Here is an 18546-nt window from a genome sequence, read left to right on the forward strand (position 1 = left end):
TTGTGTAACTATATGTTTTAAATGAAATATAAAGTTGGATCGTTTTTTGCTTTTATCCATTGAGTTTATTTTTAAGAGAGCGGAAAAATGGCATTAGCACATGTTATTAATCCACAATTTGTACCAACGATGAATCGCTACAATCCCTGTTTGCTGCAAGAAGCCTATGTCGGTGAATTAAGCGACCTTAGGCAGCAGGCGAGTTGGTTAAGTCACCTTGTTGATACTATGCCTGCAGGTGTCGTGGTACTCGATGGTCAAGGTATGATTGCCAAGGCAAATCAAATCGCGATGGATATGTTGGGTGAACCACTCGAAGGCGAAAAGTGGTTTAGTATTATTCAGCGTTCATTTCGACCACAGCAGGACGACGGTCATGAAGTCTCTCTTAAAGATGGCAGAAGAATTAAGCTAGATATTACCGCGCTAACACCAGAACCTGGCCAGCTCATTTTGATGACAGATCTCACCGAGACGCGCAGGCTTCAAAGTCGTGTTGCGCATATGCAAAGATTGAGTGCATTGGGAAAAATGGTCGCTTCACTGGCCCACCAAGTGCGTACGCCGTTATCGGCTGCGATGTTATATGGTGCAAACCTAGGTGCAGCTAACCTTCCTTCGGCTTCTCGAGAAAAGTTTCATGACAAGTTGATGTCTCGCCTAAAAGACTTAGAAAGCCAAGTTAATGACATGCTGTTGTTCGCTAAAAGTGGTGAACAACAAGTCGTTGAGCGAGTGTCAATGCAACAGTTATTGAGTGAAGTCAAAGCGGGTGCTGACGCTATGGTTGAGCTTAACCAAGCAAAGCTGGAAGCATTTTTACCCGAGCCAGATATCGAAATATTAGGTAATCGTACTGCGCTTGCAAGTGCGATCCAAAACCTGATCCACAACAGTATTCAAATTATTGGCAGTGCGGCACACATTGAACTTAATGCAGAGCGCGAGCCGTGTGGCGAGTATGTACGTATCTCAGTTGTTGATAATGGGCCTGGCATTGATGAAACCTTAGTAGACAAGTTGTTTGAACCATTTTTTACAACTAAGTCGCAGGGGACTGGGCTAGGACTTGCGGTGGTTAATTCGGTTGCTAACGCGCATAAAGGGTTTGCGCAGGCAGACAATGTTGAAGGTAAGGGTGCGCGTTTTAGCTTGGTACTACCACTAATTGAGGCGGAGGAACTATGAGTAACAGAGTTTTAGTTGTTGAAGATGATGCTGGTTTAAGAGAAGCACTCATTGATACATTGCAGCTTTCAAATATTGAGTGCGTAGAAGCAAGTTGTGCGGAACAAGCCGTTTTATTGCTAAAGCAGGAAACCTTTTCTTTGGTGGTGAGTGACGTGCAAATGGGTGCCATGAGTGGACTTGACTTATTAAAGACTATTAAACTCAACTATCCAGAATTACCAGTATTGATGATGACAGCATACGCAACCATTGATGATGCGGTTGAAGCGATGAGATTGGGCGCTATCGACTATATGGCCAAGCCATTTGCACCTGAAGTGTTGCTCAATATGGTTGGTCGTTATTTACCTGAGAAGGAAAAAGAGACTGACGGCCCCATTGTTGCCGATCCAAAGAGTATTAAACTACTTGAACTGGCTGCAAAAGTAGCTAAGTCGGATGCCAGCGTTATGGTACTTGGGCCAAGCGGTTCAGGTAAAGAAGTGTTGGCTCGCTATATTCACGATAAATCAGATAGAGCAGACGAGCCTTTTATCGCAATTAACTGCGCTGCAATTCCAGAGAATATGCTTGAAGCAACCTTATTTGGCTACGAAAAAGGGGCGTTTACAGGTGCCATTCAAGCGTGTCCTGGAAAATTTGAGCAAGCGCAAAAGGGAACCATTTTGCTTGATGAGATCACTGAGATGGATTTGGGCTTACAAGCAAAACTACTTCGTGTGCTACAAGAGCGTGAGGTAGAGCGTCTAGGCAGCAGAAAAACCATTTCACTGGATGTCAGAGTGTTGGCAACCAGTAACCGCGATTTAAAAGAAGCGGTGGATGATGGGGTATTTAGAGAAGATTTATATTACCGTCTCAATGTTTTCCCGCTAGAGTGGCTGCCATTGAAAGACAGAGCGGGTGATATCGCTGTGTTAGCTGAGCATTTGTTGGTAAGACATACGCAAAAAGCAGGCAAGTCAACACCTATACTAAGCAGCGGTGCAAAGCGCAAGCTCAGTTCGCACACTTGGCCAGGAAACGTACGGGAGCTAGACAACGTTATTCAACGCGCCCTAATTTTGTTCCAAGGTAATGAAATTCAAGAAGATGATATTTTTATCGAAAATTTCTCACCGATGGCTTTGGTTGAGTCATCTCCAACTGTAAACCATGAGGCATCAGTTTTAATGGAGCGCTCGCAAAGTGATGATGAGATCATTAGCTATAAAGATGAGTTACAGGATAAAGAGCACCAAATTATTTTAGATACGCTGGCAAAGTTTAATGGTAAACGTAAAGAGGTAGCGGAGGTATTGGGCATGAGCCCTCGCACACTTCGCTATAAGCTGGCGAAAATGCGAGATTTAGGGATTGCGCTACCCGCTTAACCTAAATTACCTGAGCTTAAAAGGAATGAGTTAACTCATTCCTTATCCAAACCTCAAGTTAAATTTTATCTGTTAATTCAAGTTTAATAAGGTGCCTATAAAGATCAGCAGATCTTAGGCACCTAATTTTCACTTCTATGTACTGCCAATTTTTCGACATGCAAAAAACAATGTAACATACTGAAAAATAAAGGTTTTAAGTTGGCACGTTTTCTGCTTTATTAATGGTAACTAAGAGTTATTTTGAGTAAAGCATCATGAAAGTACAATCATCAGCGCTATTTCAAGAAATGCAGGCTATGGCTGCAGAAGCGACGAGAAACACACAGCCATCAGTGCAGCCAGTAAAGACGGCAGCATCTTCGTCGGCTCAGTTTGGCGATTTACTCTCAGACGCACTTAATACAGTTCATGGCTTACAACAAGAAGCAAAACAAAAAGTCACCGCAGTTGAAATGGGTGACAGAAGCATTTCTCTTGCAGAAGCCATGATAGCGAAACAAAAATCGTCGGTCGCTTTTGAGGCTACAGTGCAAGTTCGTAATAAACTTGTTGAGGCCTATAAAGAAATCATGAGCATGCCAGTTTAATTGAGTGACTGTGGAGAGTAATCGTGGCTACTAATCAATCAACAGATCTTACGCTTTCCGACGCAGCGCTGAATAATGACAGCGGTTCGGATGAGCAACAAGAGCAAAAATCAGGCTACTTCAGTGCGCTAAGCGGTGTTGATATGTTGCGCCAGGTTACTCTGGTTATTGCCCTTGCTATTTGTTTAGCAATCGCAATCTTTATTATCATTTGGGCGCGCCAACCAGATATGCGCCCACTTGGTAAATACCCAACAGAAGAACTCGTCGAAACGTTAGACTTTTTAGATCAACAGAAAATTGAATACCAACTCGATGGTAATACCATTTTAGTTGCTGAGTCGGACTATCAGGACATCAAACTACGGATGGCGCGTGACGGTTTTACCCAATCTCCGAGTTCTGGCACTGATATTCTGATGCAGGATATGGGTTTTGGTGTTAGCCAACGTCTTGAAAGAGAGCGCTTAAAGCATAGTCGTGAGCAACAACTTGCGAGAACAATTGAAGAGTTACAAGACGTAAACCGTGCAAAAGTGTTACTCGCAATCCCAAAAGAAAACGTCTTTGCACGTCGTGAGAAAAAGCCCTCGGCAACCGTAGTTATTACCCTTAAACGTGGTAAAACGCTTGGCGGCGAAGAGGTCGATTCAATCGTAGACATTGTGGCATCAGCGGTACAGGGCTTAGAGCCTTCACGCGTGACAGTGACTGATCAAAACGGTCGTCTACTCAACTCAGGTTCTCAAGACTCTTTGGCTGCGCGCTCGAGAAAAGAGTATGAAATTGAACGTAAACGTGAACAAGAGTATCTAGAGAAAATTGATAGCATACTGATCCCAACAGTGGGCCTTGGTAACTTTACCGCGCAGGTTGACTTAACGATGGACTTCAGCGCAGTTGAAGAAACACAAAAACGTTATAACCCTGATTTACCTGCGGTTCGCAGCGAAACAACGTATGAAGAAAATAATATTGGTGGCTTAGCTGTGGGCATCCCTGGAGCGTTGACTAATCAACCTCCTGTAAACTCAAATATCCCAGAGATTGCTGGGCAAGGCAGCAATGGTCAAAGTGCAACACCAAGCAGTAATCAAAAAGAAGCAACCCGTAACTATGAATTAGATACTACTATCAGCCATAAGCGGCAGCAAACAGGTGTTATTCGCCGGATCAGCGTGAGTGTAGCCGTTGACTATCTCGCCAAGCCTGATGCTGAAGGTAACATGGCAATGGCTCCGCGTACGCAAGAAGAGTTAAACAACATTCGTCGTTTGCTACAAGGTGGTGTGGGCTTTGATATGCAGCGAGGTGATGCATTAGAAGTGGTAACGGTACCATTTGTGCGTGAAGATCTCACTGAAATACAAGAGATACCACTTTGGGAGCAGGACTGGTTCCAAAAGACCATCCGTCTTGTTGCAGGTACCTTAGTGATCATTGTGCTAATCTTAGCGGTAGTAAGACCTATGCTTAAACGTCTAATTTACCCAGATGACACGCTTGAAGATTTTGATGAAGATGCGTTGACCAGTGGTGTAGATTTAGGCGACAGTACACTAGATATGCTAAATAACGATTTCGATGAGTCTGCGGTTGGCTTCTCTTCTGACGGTAGATTACAATTGCCAGACTTACATGGCGACGAGGACTTACTTAAAGCAGTACGTGCCTTAGTTGCTAACGAACCAGAACTCTCATCACAAGTTGTGAAAGCGTGGTTGACAGAAGATGACTGATCAAGAACAAAAACAATTGCCCGCAGCCTTTGACGTTGACAAGCTAGACGGCGTCGACAAGGCTGCCATCTTACTGCTCAGTTTAACTGAAGAAGATGCGGCTCAGATTTTAAAACACCTAGAGCCTAAGCAAGTGCAAAAGGTTGGTATGGCGATGGCCTCCATGGACGACCTATCCCAGGCTAAAATTGCAGCTGTACACAATTTGTTTATTGAACAGATTCAAAGCTTTAGTACGATTGGTTTCCAATCTGAAGACTTTATTAAGAAAGCACTAACCGCAGCGCTTGGTGAAGACAAAGCTGCGAGCCTTATTGATCAAATCGTTATGGGTTCTGGTGCAAAAGGCTTGGACTCGTTGAAATGGATGGATTCAAAGCAAGTTGCCAATATTATTCGTAACGAGCACCCACAGATCCAAACGATTGTATTGTCTTATCTTGAGCCAGAGCAATCCGCCGAGATTTTGTCACAATTTCCTGAGAAAGTGCGCTTAGACTTAACGATGCGTATTGCAAACTTAGAAGAAGTACAACCGGCGGCACTACAAGAACTAAACGAGATAATGGAGAAACAGTTTGCAGGTCAAGCTGGCGCACAAGCTGCGAAAATGGGTGGCTTAAAAGCTGCAGCGGATATCATGAACTACTTAGACACCAATGTCGAAGGGCAGTTGATGGACTCAATTCGAGAGCACGATGAAGAAATGTCGCAGCAAATTCAAGATCTCATGTTCGTGTTTGAGAACTTAATGGATGTTGAAGATCGAGGCATTCAGGCAATTCTGCGTGAAGTGCAACAAGACGTACTAATGAAAGCAATAAAAGGCGCTGACGAATCCTTAAAAGATAAGATCATGAAAAATATGTCCAAGCGGGCAGCTGAGATGATGCAAGACGACCTTGAGGCTATGCCACCTGTGCGGATAAGTGAAGTGGAAGCTGCACAAAAAGAAATTCTGGCAACGGCTAGACGTTTGGCTGATTCGGGTGAAATTATGCTTGGCGGCGGCGGTGGTGAGGAGTTCCTATAAGCCATGGTCGATAAAAAGTTGTATAAAGGCCGCCCGGTGAGCACTGAAGCTTTAGATGAGTTACTAGAAAATTGGCCCATTCCGGATGTTACCGATAAGCCCGAGAAATACCGTGGCCGTTCTACAGCCTTCGGCACGCCGTTGGAAGAGTTATATACTAAGAGAGAGGTAAGCGCTGAACCAGAGCCACAAGAGCCTGAGTTTCCAACGCTTACGCTTGAAGAGTTAGAGCAGATCCGTCAAGACGCCTATGACGAAGGGATCAAACAAGGCCATGAGCAGGGCTACATTGAAGGCTTTGATAAGGGCGTCTCTGAAGGTAAGGAAGCAGGTTATAAAGAAGGCCTTGAAATAGGAAAAGAAAAGGGCCTTGAAGAAGCCCAACCCCTTATTGAAGAGAGGATGAAAGCTCTATCGAGTATTTTAGATGGCATGCAAACACCGCTTAAAAAAGTAGATGATGAGTGTGAGAAGCAGCTTATTTTACTCGTCAATTTATTGGCAGAGCAAGTTATTTTTAAAGAGCTCAAGACAACGCCCGAACTTATTTTAAACGCGTTGAAAAAAGCGATGGATGCGTTGCCTGTCAAAGAGCAAACAGTACGCATCCATCTTCACCCCGAAGATTTAGCCTTAGTGCAAGCCATGTACGGCGAAGAACATATACAATCTCAGCATTGGCAGTTACTTCCGGAACCTACCTTAGACAGAGGTGGGTGTGAGGTGAAAACGCCGCAGTCATCTATTGATATGACGCTTAAAAACCGCATTAGTGAAGTATTGGAATCATTTTTGCAAGACAGTGGTATAAACCATTAATACTGCACTGCTATCCAGATAAGCTAAGCTATCAAACTAGGATAGCGATGCCTTCCTAAGGTAATTGCGAAAATGTCGACATCTGCAGCTATGAGTGAGCGCATCAATAAGTATCATAAATTTATCAAACCATACGGGGTTGCGGTCGCAGGCAGCCTCACCCGTGTGGTTGGCCTCACTCTTGAAGCTAGGGGCCTTAGTGCACCCGTCGGTAGCCAATGTAAAATCGAGACGTTGGGCGGCTTTATTGATGCAGAAGTCATCGGTTTCAATCAAGAAACGCTTTACCTCATGCCAAATGATCATATCACTGGTGTTCTTCCTGGAGCGCGCGTGATCCCAAAAGTAAAAGATGCAGGATTACCTGTTGGGATGGGTTTACTTGGCCGTGTAGTTGATGGACTTGGTAGACCACTAGATGGTCTTGGTGCCATTGATGCTGAGAAACACCTAAAATTTGCCGCAGCGCAAATCAACCCACTTGCAAGACGTCCAATCGACTCACCAATGGATGTAGGTGTGCGTGCGATAAATTCGATCGTGACAGTGGGTCAAGGTCAACGGATGGGTCTATTTGCAGGGAGTGGTGTGGGTAAATCGGTACTGCTTGGCATGATGACACGAGGCAGTGAAGCGGATGTTATCGTCGTAGGCTTGGTCGGCGAACGTGGTCGTGAGGTGAAAGAATTTATCGACGAGATTTTGGGCGTCGAGGGTAGGCGTCGCTCCGTTGTGGTTGCTGCTCCTGCCGATGCCTCACCGTTGATGCGCTTAAAAGGCTGTGAAAGTGCAGTGACCATTGCGGAGTATTTTCGAGACCAAGGATTAAATGTACTGTTGTTACTGGATTCAGTGACGCGTTATGCCATGGCGCAGCGTGAGATTGCGCTTGCGGTAGGCGAGCCGCCAGCTACAAAAGGGTATCCGCCTTCCGTGTTTGCAAAGCTCCCAGCTCTGGTTGAGCGTGCAGGTAATGGCGGTGAAGGGCAAGGCTCAATTACCGCATTCTTTACGGTATTGAGTGAAGGTGATGATATGCAAGACCCTATTGCCGATGCTGCCCGGGCTATTTTGGATGGTCATATTGTATTATCACGAGAGCTTGCTGATAGTGGTCATTATCCAGCGATAGATATTGAAAAGTCCATCAGTCGAGTCATGCCTCAAGTGGTATCAGAGGCACACATGCAGCAAGCCAGAGTGCTCAAGCAAGTCTATTCAATGTACCAGCAGAATAAAGACATGATCACCTTAGGTGCTTATCAACGTGGCAGTGACCAGATGTTAGATCAGGCGATAAATATGATGCCTGCAGTGAATAACTTCCTTCAGCAAGGCATGAAAGACGTGATCAATTACGATGAGTGTTTACAAGGCCTCGCTAAGCTACTAGGACAAGCATAATGGCAAATAACAAACTGACTTTATTGCTTAAGCTAGAAAAAGACAAAGAAGATAACCTTCGAGCGAATTTTGTTCAAGCGCAGCAGCACTTAGCAACAAACCAACAACGGCTATCGGGGCTAAACGATTTCCGTCTTGAATACAGCATGCAGCTTCATAGTAAAGCACAACTTGGTCTGTCTAGTGGCGGTTTCAATCAATACCATAACTTTATTAATAAGATTGAGCAGGCTATTGATCAGCAAGCAAAAACGGTCAACACAGCCAAGCAGGTGGTTGAACAACGCCGCAAGCTATGGCTAGCACAGCAGGCTAAAACGAAGGCAATTGAAAAGCTTATCGAGAAGCAAGCCCTCGCAAAGCAAACTCGCCTTGCCAAAGCAGAACAAAAGATGCTCGATGAGTTTGCAACGAATCAGTTTGTACGAAGAGAGCGTGCTTGGTAAGTTGGCTCGAAATATGCTTCTTAATAATTAGCGTTTTATTATTTAAGTAGTCCACTCGTAAAAGTCACTAATATTCATAGTGTTGGTTTTTAACGGTGTATTGCAACGGCAGGACATTGCCACTTTATGAGGTAGCTCTAAGATGAATCTAATGCTTGCATCCATGCTGCAACGAGGCAGTAACGAGGTTGATATTAAAGAAAAATCCCAAGAGACGGACGCCGAGGGTTCTGAAGGTGGCTCTGGGTTTAGTGCTTTAATGGTTGAGTTAGCCGAGCAAGAGAGTGTAAGCAAGCAGGTAAAAGAGTCTGCAGATCCTGTAACCTCAGATCTGGATGCGTCAATAGATAGCGAGGTAGCATCAGATGATGCTCCGCAGTCAGATAGTAAAGCACAAGCCTCTTCTTCTAAGCAGCAAGGCGAAGTACCCACTACTACCGTAAGCTACACTGAAAAAGGTCAGGTAGTTGTGGACAAACCGCTTCCTGACTCACCAGACAATGATTTATATGCTCAGATCAACGCTGCAAAACAGCAAAGCACTTCATTAAGCCAAAACCCAACAGCAATTGCGCAATCAGTCAAAGAGGCATTGGGCAAAGCTTCTTCGGCTGATGAAGAGGTTGAAGCGAGCGATAATGCATCATCTCAAGAGCAGCTACAAGACGAAGCAAGTCCACTCACTCGAGGGGAAAAAGGTCAAGCTGAAAACGCCAGCACTAAAACAAGTACTTTGCTACAACAAACTGCTGCTTTGGATAGTAAAGACGCAGACGGTGAGATTGCCAAACCTTCCTTAAGGGAGAACAGCGCAGAAGCCGAAGAGCAAACGTTACAGCCTAAGCTGCAAAAGGATACTAGTACTCAAGCTATGGTTAGCAATTCAAACGAAAGACGGGAGCCAGATACTGATAAGTCAGTAGGATCTCAAGTTGAAGGTGAATCTAAAACAGTGCAATATAAAACGCCTATAACCGCGGAGAAGTTGGAGTCTGCTCAACCTGTTTCTTCATCTGAAACTAAGCAATCAGAGCAAAAGCAAATCATCTCTGAGGCTAGTGCACAAACTACGAAAGACAACAATTCAGTAGGTACAAAAAGCACTACTGATGTGCAAACCATTGTAGAAAAGTTGACCACGCAGCAACAGCAAGAATTAAAAGCTGTGATGGCTGGTAAGCTTGATATTTATGATGCATCGCCAGCTGTACAAAAAGCCGTAACTCAGTTAATTGGTAAGGGTATTGATCTCGCAAATGTACAGCCGTTTAAAGCATTTGTGTCATCCTCTGTCGTAACACAAACCCCAACAAACATGCCGCAAGAAGCTGCTACAGATGTTAAAAATACTACCCAAGCGTCTTTTAATGTAAATGCCACGCAAGAAAAGTCTAACAATAGTGAGCAGCAGGCTGTGGTAGTTAAAGAGGGTGAGCGTGCTGAAAAAAATATAGCAGTAAATAAATTGGCTAGCGATGAAAAGTTAGCAGCAGAAAAGCAAAATTCAGAAAAACAGGGCTCGGAAAAACAAATAAGTGAAAAGTTAATTGATAAAGAGAATAGTAAGCTGATGCAAGCGGAAGCAAGCATCGCGAAAGAGGCTGGTAAAAATGAGCGTCAACCGGCCAATGTTGCAACATCGACACCTACTCCTGTTAAGCCTGAAGTCGGCAATACAAGTGCACCGCAAGACACGAACTCACTAAACCAAACGCTAAAAGAAGTTCAGCAAATTCAGCAATCTCAGCCTGCAAACCAAAGTACAGCGCAGACAAAACAAACAACAGATGCTAATCTTCAACAGGCAATTAATATTGCGCGTCAAGATGCTGCAAAAGAATTGCATCAACGAGTTGGAATGATGCTAAACCTTAACAATAAAGAAGCTGAAATTCGACTAGATCCACCTGAACTTGGCGCAATGCAAATTCGGATAAAATCCGATGCAGAGCAGGCCCAGGTGAATATTGTGGTGCAAAATCAGCAAGCTAAAGAATTGTTAGAGCAATCTATGCCGAGGTTAAGAGAAATGTTGGCTGAGCAGGGAATTGAACTTGGCGATAGCCATATATCGCACCAGCAAGGTGGAAATACTGACTCCGAGTCACAAACTGCTGGTGGCAATGCGAGTGGGCAGCAAACTTTAAGTGATGAACAGGGGGTTTCTGATACCCCACAACCATCGCAAAAGAGAAATACCGATTCTGCAATAGATTACTATGCCTAACACCTGCTATTATTGTAGTTAATAAAGATCATAAGGGCTTGCTATGGCTGAAGAAACCGACTTAGAAATAGAAGAAACGGGTGGCTCTAAGAAAAAGCTAATCATTATTATTGCCGCTGCGGTGTTGGTATTAGGTGGTGTTGCGGGGTTTTTCTTGTTTTCGGGCTCAGATGCGCCGGAAGAAACCCTAGCAGAAGAAACGACTGCAAGTGAAGTGAAAGCTGAGCAAGGTAGTGCTGCTGAGATGGGGAGTGCACTGTATGTTGCTATGCCTCGCCCCTTTGTTTTCAATGTACCTGGCGCAAGTCGTGATAGAATTGTGCAGATTAAAGTACAGCTGCTGGTCCGTGGCGACGTGAATGAAGAAGTAGCAAAGAAGCACATTCCCTTAATTGAAGGTACGCTACTTGGTGTGTTTTCAACGACTACTGCTGACGAGTTAAGCACGAGTGCTGGTAAAGAAACATTGCGACTAACAGCACTCGATAAAGTCCAAGCGGCAATGGAAGAGGTTGAAGGTAGTAAAGTAATCGAGCGTGTGTTGTTTACTGGCTTTGTAATGCAATAAGGTAGTATTTGTGAGCGATTTATTATCCCAAGACGAAATTGATGCGCTACTCCATGGTGTAGATGAAGTCGAAGAAGACGAAATCGGCGATGGTGATGACGGTGACGGTGCTGGTGCCTTACAATACGATTTTTCGTCTCAAGATAGGATTGTGCGTGGGCGGATGCCGACGCTTGAAATCGTTAATGAACGATTTGCTCGGCATATGCGGATAAGCCTTTTCAATATGATGCGCCGCACTGCTGAGGTATCCATCAACGGCGTACAGATGCTTAAGTTTGGCGAGTATATTCATACTTTGTTTGTTCCTACCAGTTTGAATATGGTGCGCTTTAGACCTTTAAAAGGTACTGGTCTTATAACCATGGAAGCCCGGTTGGTTTTTATCCTCGTAGACAACTTTTTTGGTGGAGATGGTCGCTATCACGCTAAGATTGAGGGGCGGGAGTTTACGCCAACGGAACGCCGTATCGTACAGATGTTACTGAAAATCATCTTTGAAGATTACAAAGAAGCTTGGGCGCCGGTGATGGATGTATCTTTTGAATACCTCGACTCCGAGGTTAACCCCGCTATGGCTAATATTGTATCGCCAACAGAAGTGGTGGTGATTAGCTCTTTTCATATTGAGCTAGATGGTGGCGGAGGTGATTTCCATATTTCGTTACCTTATTCGATGTTGGAACCTATCCGAGAGCTACTTGATGCTGGTGTGCAATCAGATACGGAAGATACAGATCTGCGTTGGAGTAAGGCGCTTCGCGATGAAATTATGGATGTGGAAGTCGAGATTTCTTCTCAACTATTAGAGGTGGACCTATCGCTTGAGCAAATAATGAAGCTTCAAGCAGGTGATGTTATTCCAGTGGAAATGCCTGAGCATGTCACCGTTTTCGTAGAAGAATTACCAACCTTTAGAGCTAAAATGGGCCGTTCTCGCGATAATGTAGCTTTACAGATCAGTGAAAAAATTAAACGTCCAGAATCAGTGAAATCTGAGCTGCATGTGTTTACCAAAGGTGGTAAAAAGCTCGATTCGGATGCTGAGCTGGCAGAATTAGAAGAAGATCTACACCTTTCCGAAGGTGTGGATTTAGATTGGTAGTCGCGAGGTTGAAAAAGCCATATCGCGAAACTAATTATGGAAAACAAATTAACTTAATCAGGTAGTAATCCAATGAGCGATGATCAAGATACTATGGACGAATGGGCAGCAGCACTAGCTGAAGCCGAGGGTGCCGAAGGTGACAGTGAGCCAGCAGTTGCAGAGTTAGATGAACTCAAAGATTCAGCGCCTGCATTATCGTCAGATGAAAAACGTAAACTAGATACAATTTTAGACATCCCGGTGACTATTTCTATGGAAGTAGGCCGTTCTAAAATTAATATTCGTAACTTATTGCAGCTAAATCAAGGCTCTGTTGTTGAGCTTGACCGTGTAGCCGGTGAACCGTTAGATGTGCTGGTTAATGGCACACTGATAGCGCACGGTGAAGTGGTAGTAGTAAACGATAAGTTTGGTATTCGCTTAACAGACGTTATTAGTCAGGTTGAGCGTATTAAAAAGCTACGTTAATGCGTTGGGGTTGGCATATAGCTGTGTACGGTATTGCTGTTCATGCAAGCACTGCCACTGCAACAATTTCAGAGGCAGTTTCAAAACCTTCTGTGGGGGCTGGTAGCTCGGGGTTGAGTGCCGAGTTACTGTCCATGGGATTGTCTTTGATGTTGGTTATCCTACTCATTTTGGGTTTAGCGTTCGTTTTAAAGCGCTTAAACCCTAACATAGTAAACCAAAAAGACTTTAAAGTTATCCGTAGTATATCGCTCGGTACGAAAGAACGTTTACTGGTAATAGAGTTGGATGATAAACAGCATTTACTCGGCGTAACACCTAATAATATCAACTACCTATATCAGTTAGAAACACCACTAGATGATGTTGGCAGAACGCCATTTGCAAATGAGTTACAAAAGTTTTTAGCGGGCAAAGGGAAAGTTGCCAATAACCATAATAAGAAAAATCATGATTAGATTACTGATACTCTGTTTATTACTGTTTTCTGGGGTAGCTTCTGCGGAAGGGATAGAAGCAATAAACGTAACAACAAACCCTGATGGTTCTCAAGAGTACTCAGTAACACTCCAAGTGCTCGCCATTATGACAGCGCTGAGTTTCATTCCTGCAGCTGTTATCATGATGACTTCGTTTACACGCATTATTGTTGTGTTGGCAATTTTAAGGCAAGCAATTGGCCTTCAGCAGTCTCCGTCAAATCAGATCTTACTCGGCCTAACGCTATTTCTAACATTATTTATTATGGCGCCTATCTTTTCACAAATAAATGATCAGGCGGTACAGCCGTATATAAAGGAAGAGATCACTTCAATACAGGCACTTGAGCGCGCTAAAGAACCTATGAAAGCTTTCATGCTGTCACAAACTCGGATTAAGGATCTTGAAACCTTTGCCAAAATAGCAGGATATGACAAGCTTGATAGCCCTGAAGACACGCCATTTATCGTGATTATACCGGCATTCGTTACATCGGAGCTGCAAACTGCTTTTATTATTGGCTTTATGTTCTTTATTCCATTTTTGATAGTTGACTTAGTTGTCGCCAGTGTCTTGATGGCAATGGGTATGATGATGTTATCCCCAATGATAGTGTCCTTACCGTTTAAGATCATGCTCTTTGTGCTTGTCGATGGCTGGAGTCTTGTAATGGGAACGCTCGCAAGAAGCTTTGGACTGGGGGTGTGATGTGGAACCAGAAGTCTTTGTCGATATCTTAAGCGATGCGTTGTTCTTAGTTATTAAATTGGTGTCTGCGATAGTTGTCCCAGGGCTTTTAATTGGCTTAGTTGTTGCTGTGTTTCAAGCTGCGACGTCAATTAACGAACAAACATTAAGCTTTTTACCTCGCCTAATTATCACTATTTTTGCGTTGATCGTTGGTGGCCATTGGCTTACTCAGGAGCTCATGGACTATTTTACCTCCTTGATAATGCGTATTCCTGAAATTGCAGGCTAACCATGGAGTTCACCTTTGCGGTAATCATGCAATGGCTGAGTGATTTCTTACTGCCATTGGTGAGAATAAGTTCAATGATCATGGTAATGGCTGGTCTTGGGGCTCAGAGCGTCCCTGCTAGAATTAAGTTTGCGCTTGCTGTTGTTGTGACCTTTGCCGTAGTGCCTGTTTTGCCCAAATCAGAGTTTACTGATTTGTTCTCCTTTTCGATGATTTTAGTTGTTATTCAGGAGCTTATTACAGGGGTTGCTATTGGCTTTGGTTCATTGCTACTGCTGAATACTTTTATTATTGCCGGGCAAATACTTGCGATGCAAACAGGTCTTGGCTTTGCCTCGGTTGTAGATCCTGCAAACGGATTAAGTGTACCTGCTGTTGGTCAATTTTATTTGATTTTGGCGACATTACTGTTTTTTGTTTATAACGGTCATCTAATGATGATACAAATGGTGGTGTATAGTTTTGAGAGTTTTCCCATCGCCGGAAACTGGTGGGCGGTGGACAACTTCTGGCGAATAGTTAATTGGGGGGGGTGGATGTTCTCTACGGCTCTTGCCCTTGCATTGGCTCCGCTAACTGCAATGTTGATTATCAATATTTCATTTGGGATCATGACTCGAGCCGCGCCTCAGATGAACATTTTCTCTGTTGGGTTTGCATTTACCTTAGTTGCAGGGCTTACCATTATTTGGGCGACGCTAGGAAATTTCTTAGCACAGTTTGAGTTTCAATGGCTTAAAATGATAGAGCTGATGTGCGACCTAATTGGGTGCACGGTATAGGAGTCTGAGATGGCAGAAGATTCCGGTCAAGAGCGCACCGAAGAACCGACCTCGAAGAAAATAGATGACGCTCGGAAAAAAGGTCAAGTAGCCCGTTCAAAGGAACTAGGAACGACCTTTGTTCTACTATTTTCCGCCATCGCCTTATTGATGTATGGCCCAGGAATAGGTAAGGGGTTATATAATGTCATGGGGCGAATGCTTACACTGAACCGCAACGAAACCTACGACACAACAAAAATGTTCGCAGTATGGGCAGAGATTGCTTCAGAATTAATATTTCCGATGGCGATGTTTGTTTTAATAATTGCAATAGCAGGTGTCGTTGGAAACACTTTACTTGGAGGCTTTAACTTTTCTTGGCAAGCGGCTGCACCAAAAGCGAGTAAAATGTCGCCAATGAAAGGGGTTAAACGAATGTTGGGCCCACAAGCTGCGATTGAACTATTAAAGTCAATTCTCAAATTTGTGTTAGTTGCAGGCTTTGCCATTTTGCTTATCAATATGTATTTTGAAGAAATATTGCATTTGAGTATCGAGCAAATCCCATCAAGTATAGAGCATGCGCTAGAAATTATCGCTTGGATGTTTTTAGCGCTTAGTTGCACCATGATTATTATTTCAGCGATTGATGCCCCTTATCAAAGTTATAATCACCATAAGCAGCTCAAAATGACGCTGCAAGAAGTCAAAGATGAATATAAAAACTCAGAAGGTGATCCGCAAATAAAGGCACGGATCCGTCGTACGCAAAGAGAAATGTCACAGCGGCGTATGATGCAAGATGTGCCAGATGCAGATGTTGTCGTTACTAACCCTACTCATTATTCCGTTGCCTTAAAATACGATACCGAACGAGCGGGGGCGCCTATTGTTATTGCTAAGGGTGTTGATGAGCTCGCGATGCAGATTCGAAAAATAGCGAAAGGTAGAGATGTACCCATTGTTGAGTCGCCAGTGTTAACTCGCTCGCTTTATCACACGACCGAGGTGGGAGATCAAATTCCTGAGAAGTTATTCACAGCGGTCGCTCAGGTGCTTGCTTACGTATTTCAGCTCAATCGTTTCAAAAAGGGTAAGGGGAAAAGGCCTACGGCACTTAGCAGTAATTTACCTATCCCTGATGATTTAAAACATTAAAGGTCGCTTCTATAGAATCAGTAATTTATTGGAATACATATTGCAGTAGTTGCTGTGTGTCAATTTTTTGCTTGTGTTAAGTTATGGAATTTAAAGCGGTTTTACAACAACTCAATCGAGATAAAAAAGAATATGCTAAGGGTGTTGGTACTCCTTTGTTGGTACTTGCAGCACTCGGTATGGTTATTTTGCCATTGCCGCCTTTTTTGCTCGATATTCTATTTTCCTTCAACATTGCACTAGCGCTTGTGGTGCTATTGGTGACCGTTTATACGTTAAAGCCACTTGAATTTGGCATGTTTCCAGCGGTGCTACTGATCGCCACAATCATGCGATTGGCACTCAATGTCGCAAGTACCCGAGTCGTGTTACTTGAAGGTCATAATGGTGGCGATGCTGCCGGTAAAGTGATTGAGGCCTTTGGTAGTGTCGTGATTGGTGGTAACTATGCTGTTGGTTTAGTTGTATTCCTGATCCTTATAATTATTAACTTTGTTGTAATTACCAAAGGTGCGGGCCGTATTTCTGAGGTATCCGCACGTTTTACCCTTGATGCTATGCCTGGTAAACAAATGGCTATCGACGCGGACTTAAACGCTGGATTTATCTCTGCGGATGACGCTAGAGCTCGTCGTGAAGAAGTGACTAGAGAAGCCGATTTTTACGGTTCAATGGATGGTGCAAGCAAATTCGTTAAGGGTGATGCTATTGCAGGTATCGTGATCCTTGCCATCAATATAATAGGTGGCCTGTTCGTTGGGATGATCCAGCATGATTTAAGCTTTGGTCATGCGATGGAAGTATATACCATGTTGACTATCGGTGATGGTCTGGTCGCGCAAATTCCTTCTCTCTTACTTTCAATAGGTACTGCAATTGTCGTAACGCGTCAAAATGAATCGCACAACATGGGTGATCAGTTTAAGAACCAACTGGGTAATGAAAAGTCGCTGGCTATTGCTTCAGGTATTTTGATCACTATGGGACTCGTCCCGGGCATGCCACATGTTGCCTTTTTAGGCTTGGGTGTTTTACTTGGTTATATTGCCTATTACACGAATCAACAAAAGAAAAAAGCTGAGATTGAAAAAGCGGAGCAAGCTGCGAAAGGACCTTCCGCAAAAGGTGGTCAACAGCAGGAACAAAAAGAACTTGGTTGGGACGATGTACAACCAGTTGATGTGATAGGATTAGAGGTCGGTTATCGCCTCATTCCTCTGGTTGACCAAGCTCAAGGCGGTGAGCTTCTCAGTCGCATTAAAGGGGTGCGTAAAAAGCTTTCTCAGGAACTTGGCTTTTTGGTACCACCTGTGCATATTCGCGATAATTTAGAGCTGGATCCGAATGCCTACAACATTACTTTAATGGGAGTTGGCTCGGGGACTGGCGAACTAAAGCATGGAGACGAACTTGCAATTAATCCAGGTCAAGTGTTTGGACCGATTAAAGGCATTGAGACGAAAGATCCTGCATTTGGCTTAGATGCGGTTTGGATCAAGCCAGACCAAAAGGATGAAGCGCATTCACTTGGCTACACAGTAGTAGACGCTGCAACTGTGGTGGCAACACATATTAGCCAATTATTAACGAATAATGCGTCACTACTTCTTGGGCATGAAGAAGTACAAAATTTATTAGACATGCTAGCGAAAAGTCACCCACGATTGGTTGAAGGCTTAGTGCCAGATATTTTACCGCTTACTACCGTAGTAAAAGTATTACAAAACCTCCTTAACGAAGGCGTTGCGATTCGAGATATGCGTTCGATTGTGCAAACCTTAGTTGAGTATGGCCCACGTAGCCAAGACCCAGATGTACTAACTGCTGCAGTGAGAATTTCACTGCGTCGATTAATAGTCCAAGATGCAGTTGGGAGCGAAGAAGAAATCCCTGTCATAACATTGGCGCCTGAGTTGGAACAGATGTTGCATCAGTCACTTCAGAACGCAGGTGATGAGGGGGCAGGTATTGAACCTGGCTTGGCTGAGAGGCTTCAAGAATCATTAAGAGAAGCACATCACAACCAAGAAATGCTAGGGGAGCCGTCCATCTTATTAACCTCAGGTATGTTGAGAAGTGTGCTGTCTCGATTTGTTAAGCATACAATTCCAGGGCTTCGAGTGATGTCATATCAAGAAGTACCAGAAGAAAGACAAATCAAGATAGTGAGCTCGGTTGGACAATAGAGGATAAAGGGGC

Annotated in this window: 18 protein-coding genes; all 18 read left to right on the top strand. The window is 43.9% G+C overall.

Features of this window, described 5'->3' with window-relative positions:
• Window positions 1–87: 87 nt before the first annotated feature.
• The 18 genes from L1D50_RS02275 (at window position 88) to flhA (ending at window position 18533) form a co-directional block, all read left to right on the top strand.
• Window positions 88–1188 carry an ATP-binding protein gene (locus L1D50_RS02275; RefSeq protein ID WP_128727882.1) on the top strand — a complete coding sequence of 367 codons (1101 nt, stop codon included), beginning with the start codon at window positions 88–90 and terminating at the stop codon, window positions 1186–1188.
• Window positions 1185–2564 carry a sigma-54 dependent transcriptional regulator gene (locus tag L1D50_RS02280; RefSeq protein ID WP_128727881.1) on the top strand — a complete coding sequence of 460 codons (1380 nt, stop codon included), beginning with the start codon at window positions 1185–1187 and terminating at the stop codon, window positions 2562–2564. The genes L1D50_RS02275 and L1D50_RS02280 overlap by 4 nt, the downstream gene beginning before the upstream one ends.
• A gap of 257 nt (window positions 2565–2821) precedes the next feature.
• Complete coding sequence (gene fliE, locus L1D50_RS02285) at window positions 2822–3154, top strand: flagellar hook-basal body complex protein FliE (protein ID WP_128727880.1); 333 nt, start codon at window positions 2822–2824, stop codon at window positions 3152–3154.
• Window positions 3155–3174: 20 nt separating this feature from the next.
• Entirely contained in the window at window positions 3175–4893 is a 1719-nt protein-coding gene (fliF, locus tag L1D50_RS02290) for a flagellar basal-body MS-ring/collar protein FliF (protein WP_128727879.1), read from the top strand.
• Complete coding sequence (gene fliG / locus L1D50_RS02295; RefSeq protein WP_128727878.1) at window positions 4886–5926, top strand: flagellar motor switch protein FliG; 1041 nt, start codon at window positions 4886–4888, stop codon at window positions 5924–5926. Before fliF ends, fliG begins: the two co-directional genes overlap by 8 nt.
• Before the next feature lie 3 nt (window positions 5927–5929).
• On the top strand, window positions 5930–6745 hold the full coding sequence (gene fliH / locus L1D50_RS02300) for a flagellar assembly protein FliH (RefSeq protein ID WP_128727877.1): 816 nt from the start codon (window positions 5930–5932) through the stop codon (window positions 6743–6745).
• A 72-nt stretch (window positions 6746–6817) separates the two neighbouring features.
• On the top strand, window positions 6818–8149 hold the full coding sequence (fliI, locus tag L1D50_RS02305; RefSeq protein ID WP_128727876.1) for a flagellar protein export ATPase FliI: 1332 nt from the start codon (window positions 6818–6820) through the stop codon (window positions 8147–8149).
• Window positions 8149–8595, top strand: a complete 447-nt coding sequence (fliJ, locus tag L1D50_RS02310; RefSeq protein WP_138521953.1) for a flagellar export protein FliJ — start codon at window positions 8149–8151, stop codon at window positions 8593–8595. The genes fliI and fliJ overlap by 1 nt, the downstream gene beginning before the upstream one ends.
• Window positions 8596–8737: 142 nt before the next feature.
• A complete protein-coding gene (locus L1D50_RS02315; protein ID WP_138521955.1) occupies window positions 8738–10822 on the top strand; it encodes a flagellar hook-length control protein FliK in 2085 nt (694 codons plus the stop codon).
• 43 nt (window positions 10823–10865) lie between these two features.
• Window positions 10866–11390, top strand: coding sequence for a flagellar basal body-associated protein FliL (gene fliL, locus L1D50_RS02320; RefSeq protein WP_128727874.1), 525 nt, complete (start codon window positions 10866–10868; stop codon window positions 11388–11390).
• 10 nt (window positions 11391–11400) lie between these two features.
• Complete coding sequence (fliM, locus tag L1D50_RS02325) at window positions 11401–12495, top strand: flagellar motor switch protein FliM (RefSeq protein ID WP_128727873.1); 1095 nt, start codon at window positions 11401–11403, stop codon at window positions 12493–12495.
• 72 nt (window positions 12496–12567) lie between these two features.
• Entirely contained in the window at window positions 12568–12966 is a 399-nt protein-coding gene (gene fliN, locus L1D50_RS02330; RefSeq protein WP_128727872.1) for a flagellar motor switch protein FliN, read from the top strand.
• Window positions 12966–13424 carry a flagellar biosynthetic protein FliO gene (gene fliO, locus L1D50_RS02335; RefSeq protein ID WP_128727871.1) on the top strand — a complete coding sequence of 153 codons (459 nt, stop codon included), beginning with the start codon at window positions 12966–12968 and terminating at the stop codon, window positions 13422–13424. The genes fliN and fliO overlap by 1 nt, the downstream gene beginning before the upstream one ends.
• Window positions 13417–14154, top strand: coding sequence for a flagellar type III secretion system pore protein FliP (gene fliP / locus L1D50_RS02340; RefSeq protein WP_128727870.1), 738 nt, complete (start codon window positions 13417–13419; stop codon window positions 14152–14154). Before fliO ends, fliP begins: the two co-directional genes overlap by 8 nt.
• Window position 14155: 1 nt before the next feature.
• Window positions 14156–14425 (top strand): flagellar biosynthesis protein FliQ, encoded by a 270-nt coding sequence (gene fliQ, locus L1D50_RS02345; protein WP_128727869.1) that lies wholly within the window; start codon window positions 14156–14158, stop codon window positions 14423–14425.
• 2 nt (window positions 14426–14427) lie between these two features.
• Complete coding sequence (gene fliR, locus L1D50_RS02350; RefSeq protein ID WP_128727868.1) at window positions 14428–15207, top strand: flagellar biosynthetic protein FliR; 780 nt, start codon at window positions 14428–14430, stop codon at window positions 15205–15207.
• 9 nt (window positions 15208–15216) lie between these two features.
• Window positions 15217–16347, top strand: a complete 1131-nt coding sequence (flhB, locus tag L1D50_RS02355) for a flagellar biosynthesis protein FlhB (RefSeq protein ID WP_239965427.1) — start codon at window positions 15217–15219, stop codon at window positions 16345–16347.
• Between the two features lie 83 nt (window positions 16348–16430).
• Window positions 16431–18533, top strand: coding sequence for a flagellar biosynthesis protein FlhA (gene flhA, locus L1D50_RS02360; protein ID WP_128727866.1), 2103 nt, complete (start codon window positions 16431–16433; stop codon window positions 18531–18533).
• Window positions 18534–18546: the final 13 nt, after the last annotated feature.

Source organism: Pseudoalteromonas sp. Isolate6 (genome assembly GCF_022398435.1).
GTDB lineage: Bacteria > Pseudomonadota > Gammaproteobacteria > Enterobacterales > Alteromonadaceae > Pseudoalteromonas > Pseudoalteromonas galatheae.

Coding starts and splice junctions, on each gene's coding strand:
- L1D50_RS02315 (WP_138521955.1), top strand. CDS start 8,738: ATGAATCTAATGCTTGCATCCATGCTGCAACGAGGCAGTAACGAGGTT.
- L1D50_RS02275 (WP_128727882.1), top strand. CDS start 88: ATGGCATTAGCACATGTTATTAATCCACAATTTGTACCAACGATGAAT.
- fliH (WP_128727877.1), top strand. CDS start 5,930: ATGGTCGATAAAAAGTTGTATAAAGGCCGCCCGGTGAGCACTGAAGCT.
- L1D50_RS02280 (WP_128727881.1), top strand. CDS start 1,185: ATGAGTAACAGAGTTTTAGTTGTTGAAGATGATGCTGGTTTAAGAGAA.
- flhB (WP_239965427.1), top strand. CDS start 15,217: ATGGCAGAAGATTCCGGTCAAGAGCGCACCGAAGAACCGACCTCGAAG.
- flhA (WP_128727866.1), top strand. CDS start 16,431: ATGGAATTTAAAGCGGTTTTACAACAACTCAATCGAGATAAAAAAGAA.
- fliJ (WP_138521953.1), top strand. CDS start 8,149: ATGGCAAATAACAAACTGACTTTATTGCTTAAGCTAGAAAAAGACAAA.
- fliL (WP_128727874.1), top strand. CDS start 10,866: ATGGCTGAAGAAACCGACTTAGAAATAGAAGAAACGGGTGGCTCTAAG.
- fliN (WP_128727872.1), top strand. CDS start 12,568: ATGAGCGATGATCAAGATACTATGGACGAATGGGCAGCAGCACTAGCT.
- fliE (WP_128727880.1), top strand. CDS start 2,822: ATGAAAGTACAATCATCAGCGCTATTTCAAGAAATGCAGGCTATGGCT.
- fliP (WP_128727870.1), top strand. CDS start 13,417: ATGATTAGATTACTGATACTCTGTTTATTACTGTTTTCTGGGGTAGCT.
- fliG (WP_128727878.1), top strand. CDS start 4,886: ATGACTGATCAAGAACAAAAACAATTGCCCGCAGCCTTTGACGTTGAC.
- fliR (WP_128727868.1), top strand. CDS start 14,428: ATGGAGTTCACCTTTGCGGTAATCATGCAATGGCTGAGTGATTTCTTA.
- fliI (WP_128727876.1), top strand. CDS start 6,818: ATGTCGACATCTGCAGCTATGAGTGAGCGCATCAATAAGTATCATAAA.
- fliO (WP_128727871.1), top strand. CDS start 12,966: ATGCGTTGGGGTTGGCATATAGCTGTGTACGGTATTGCTGTTCATGCA.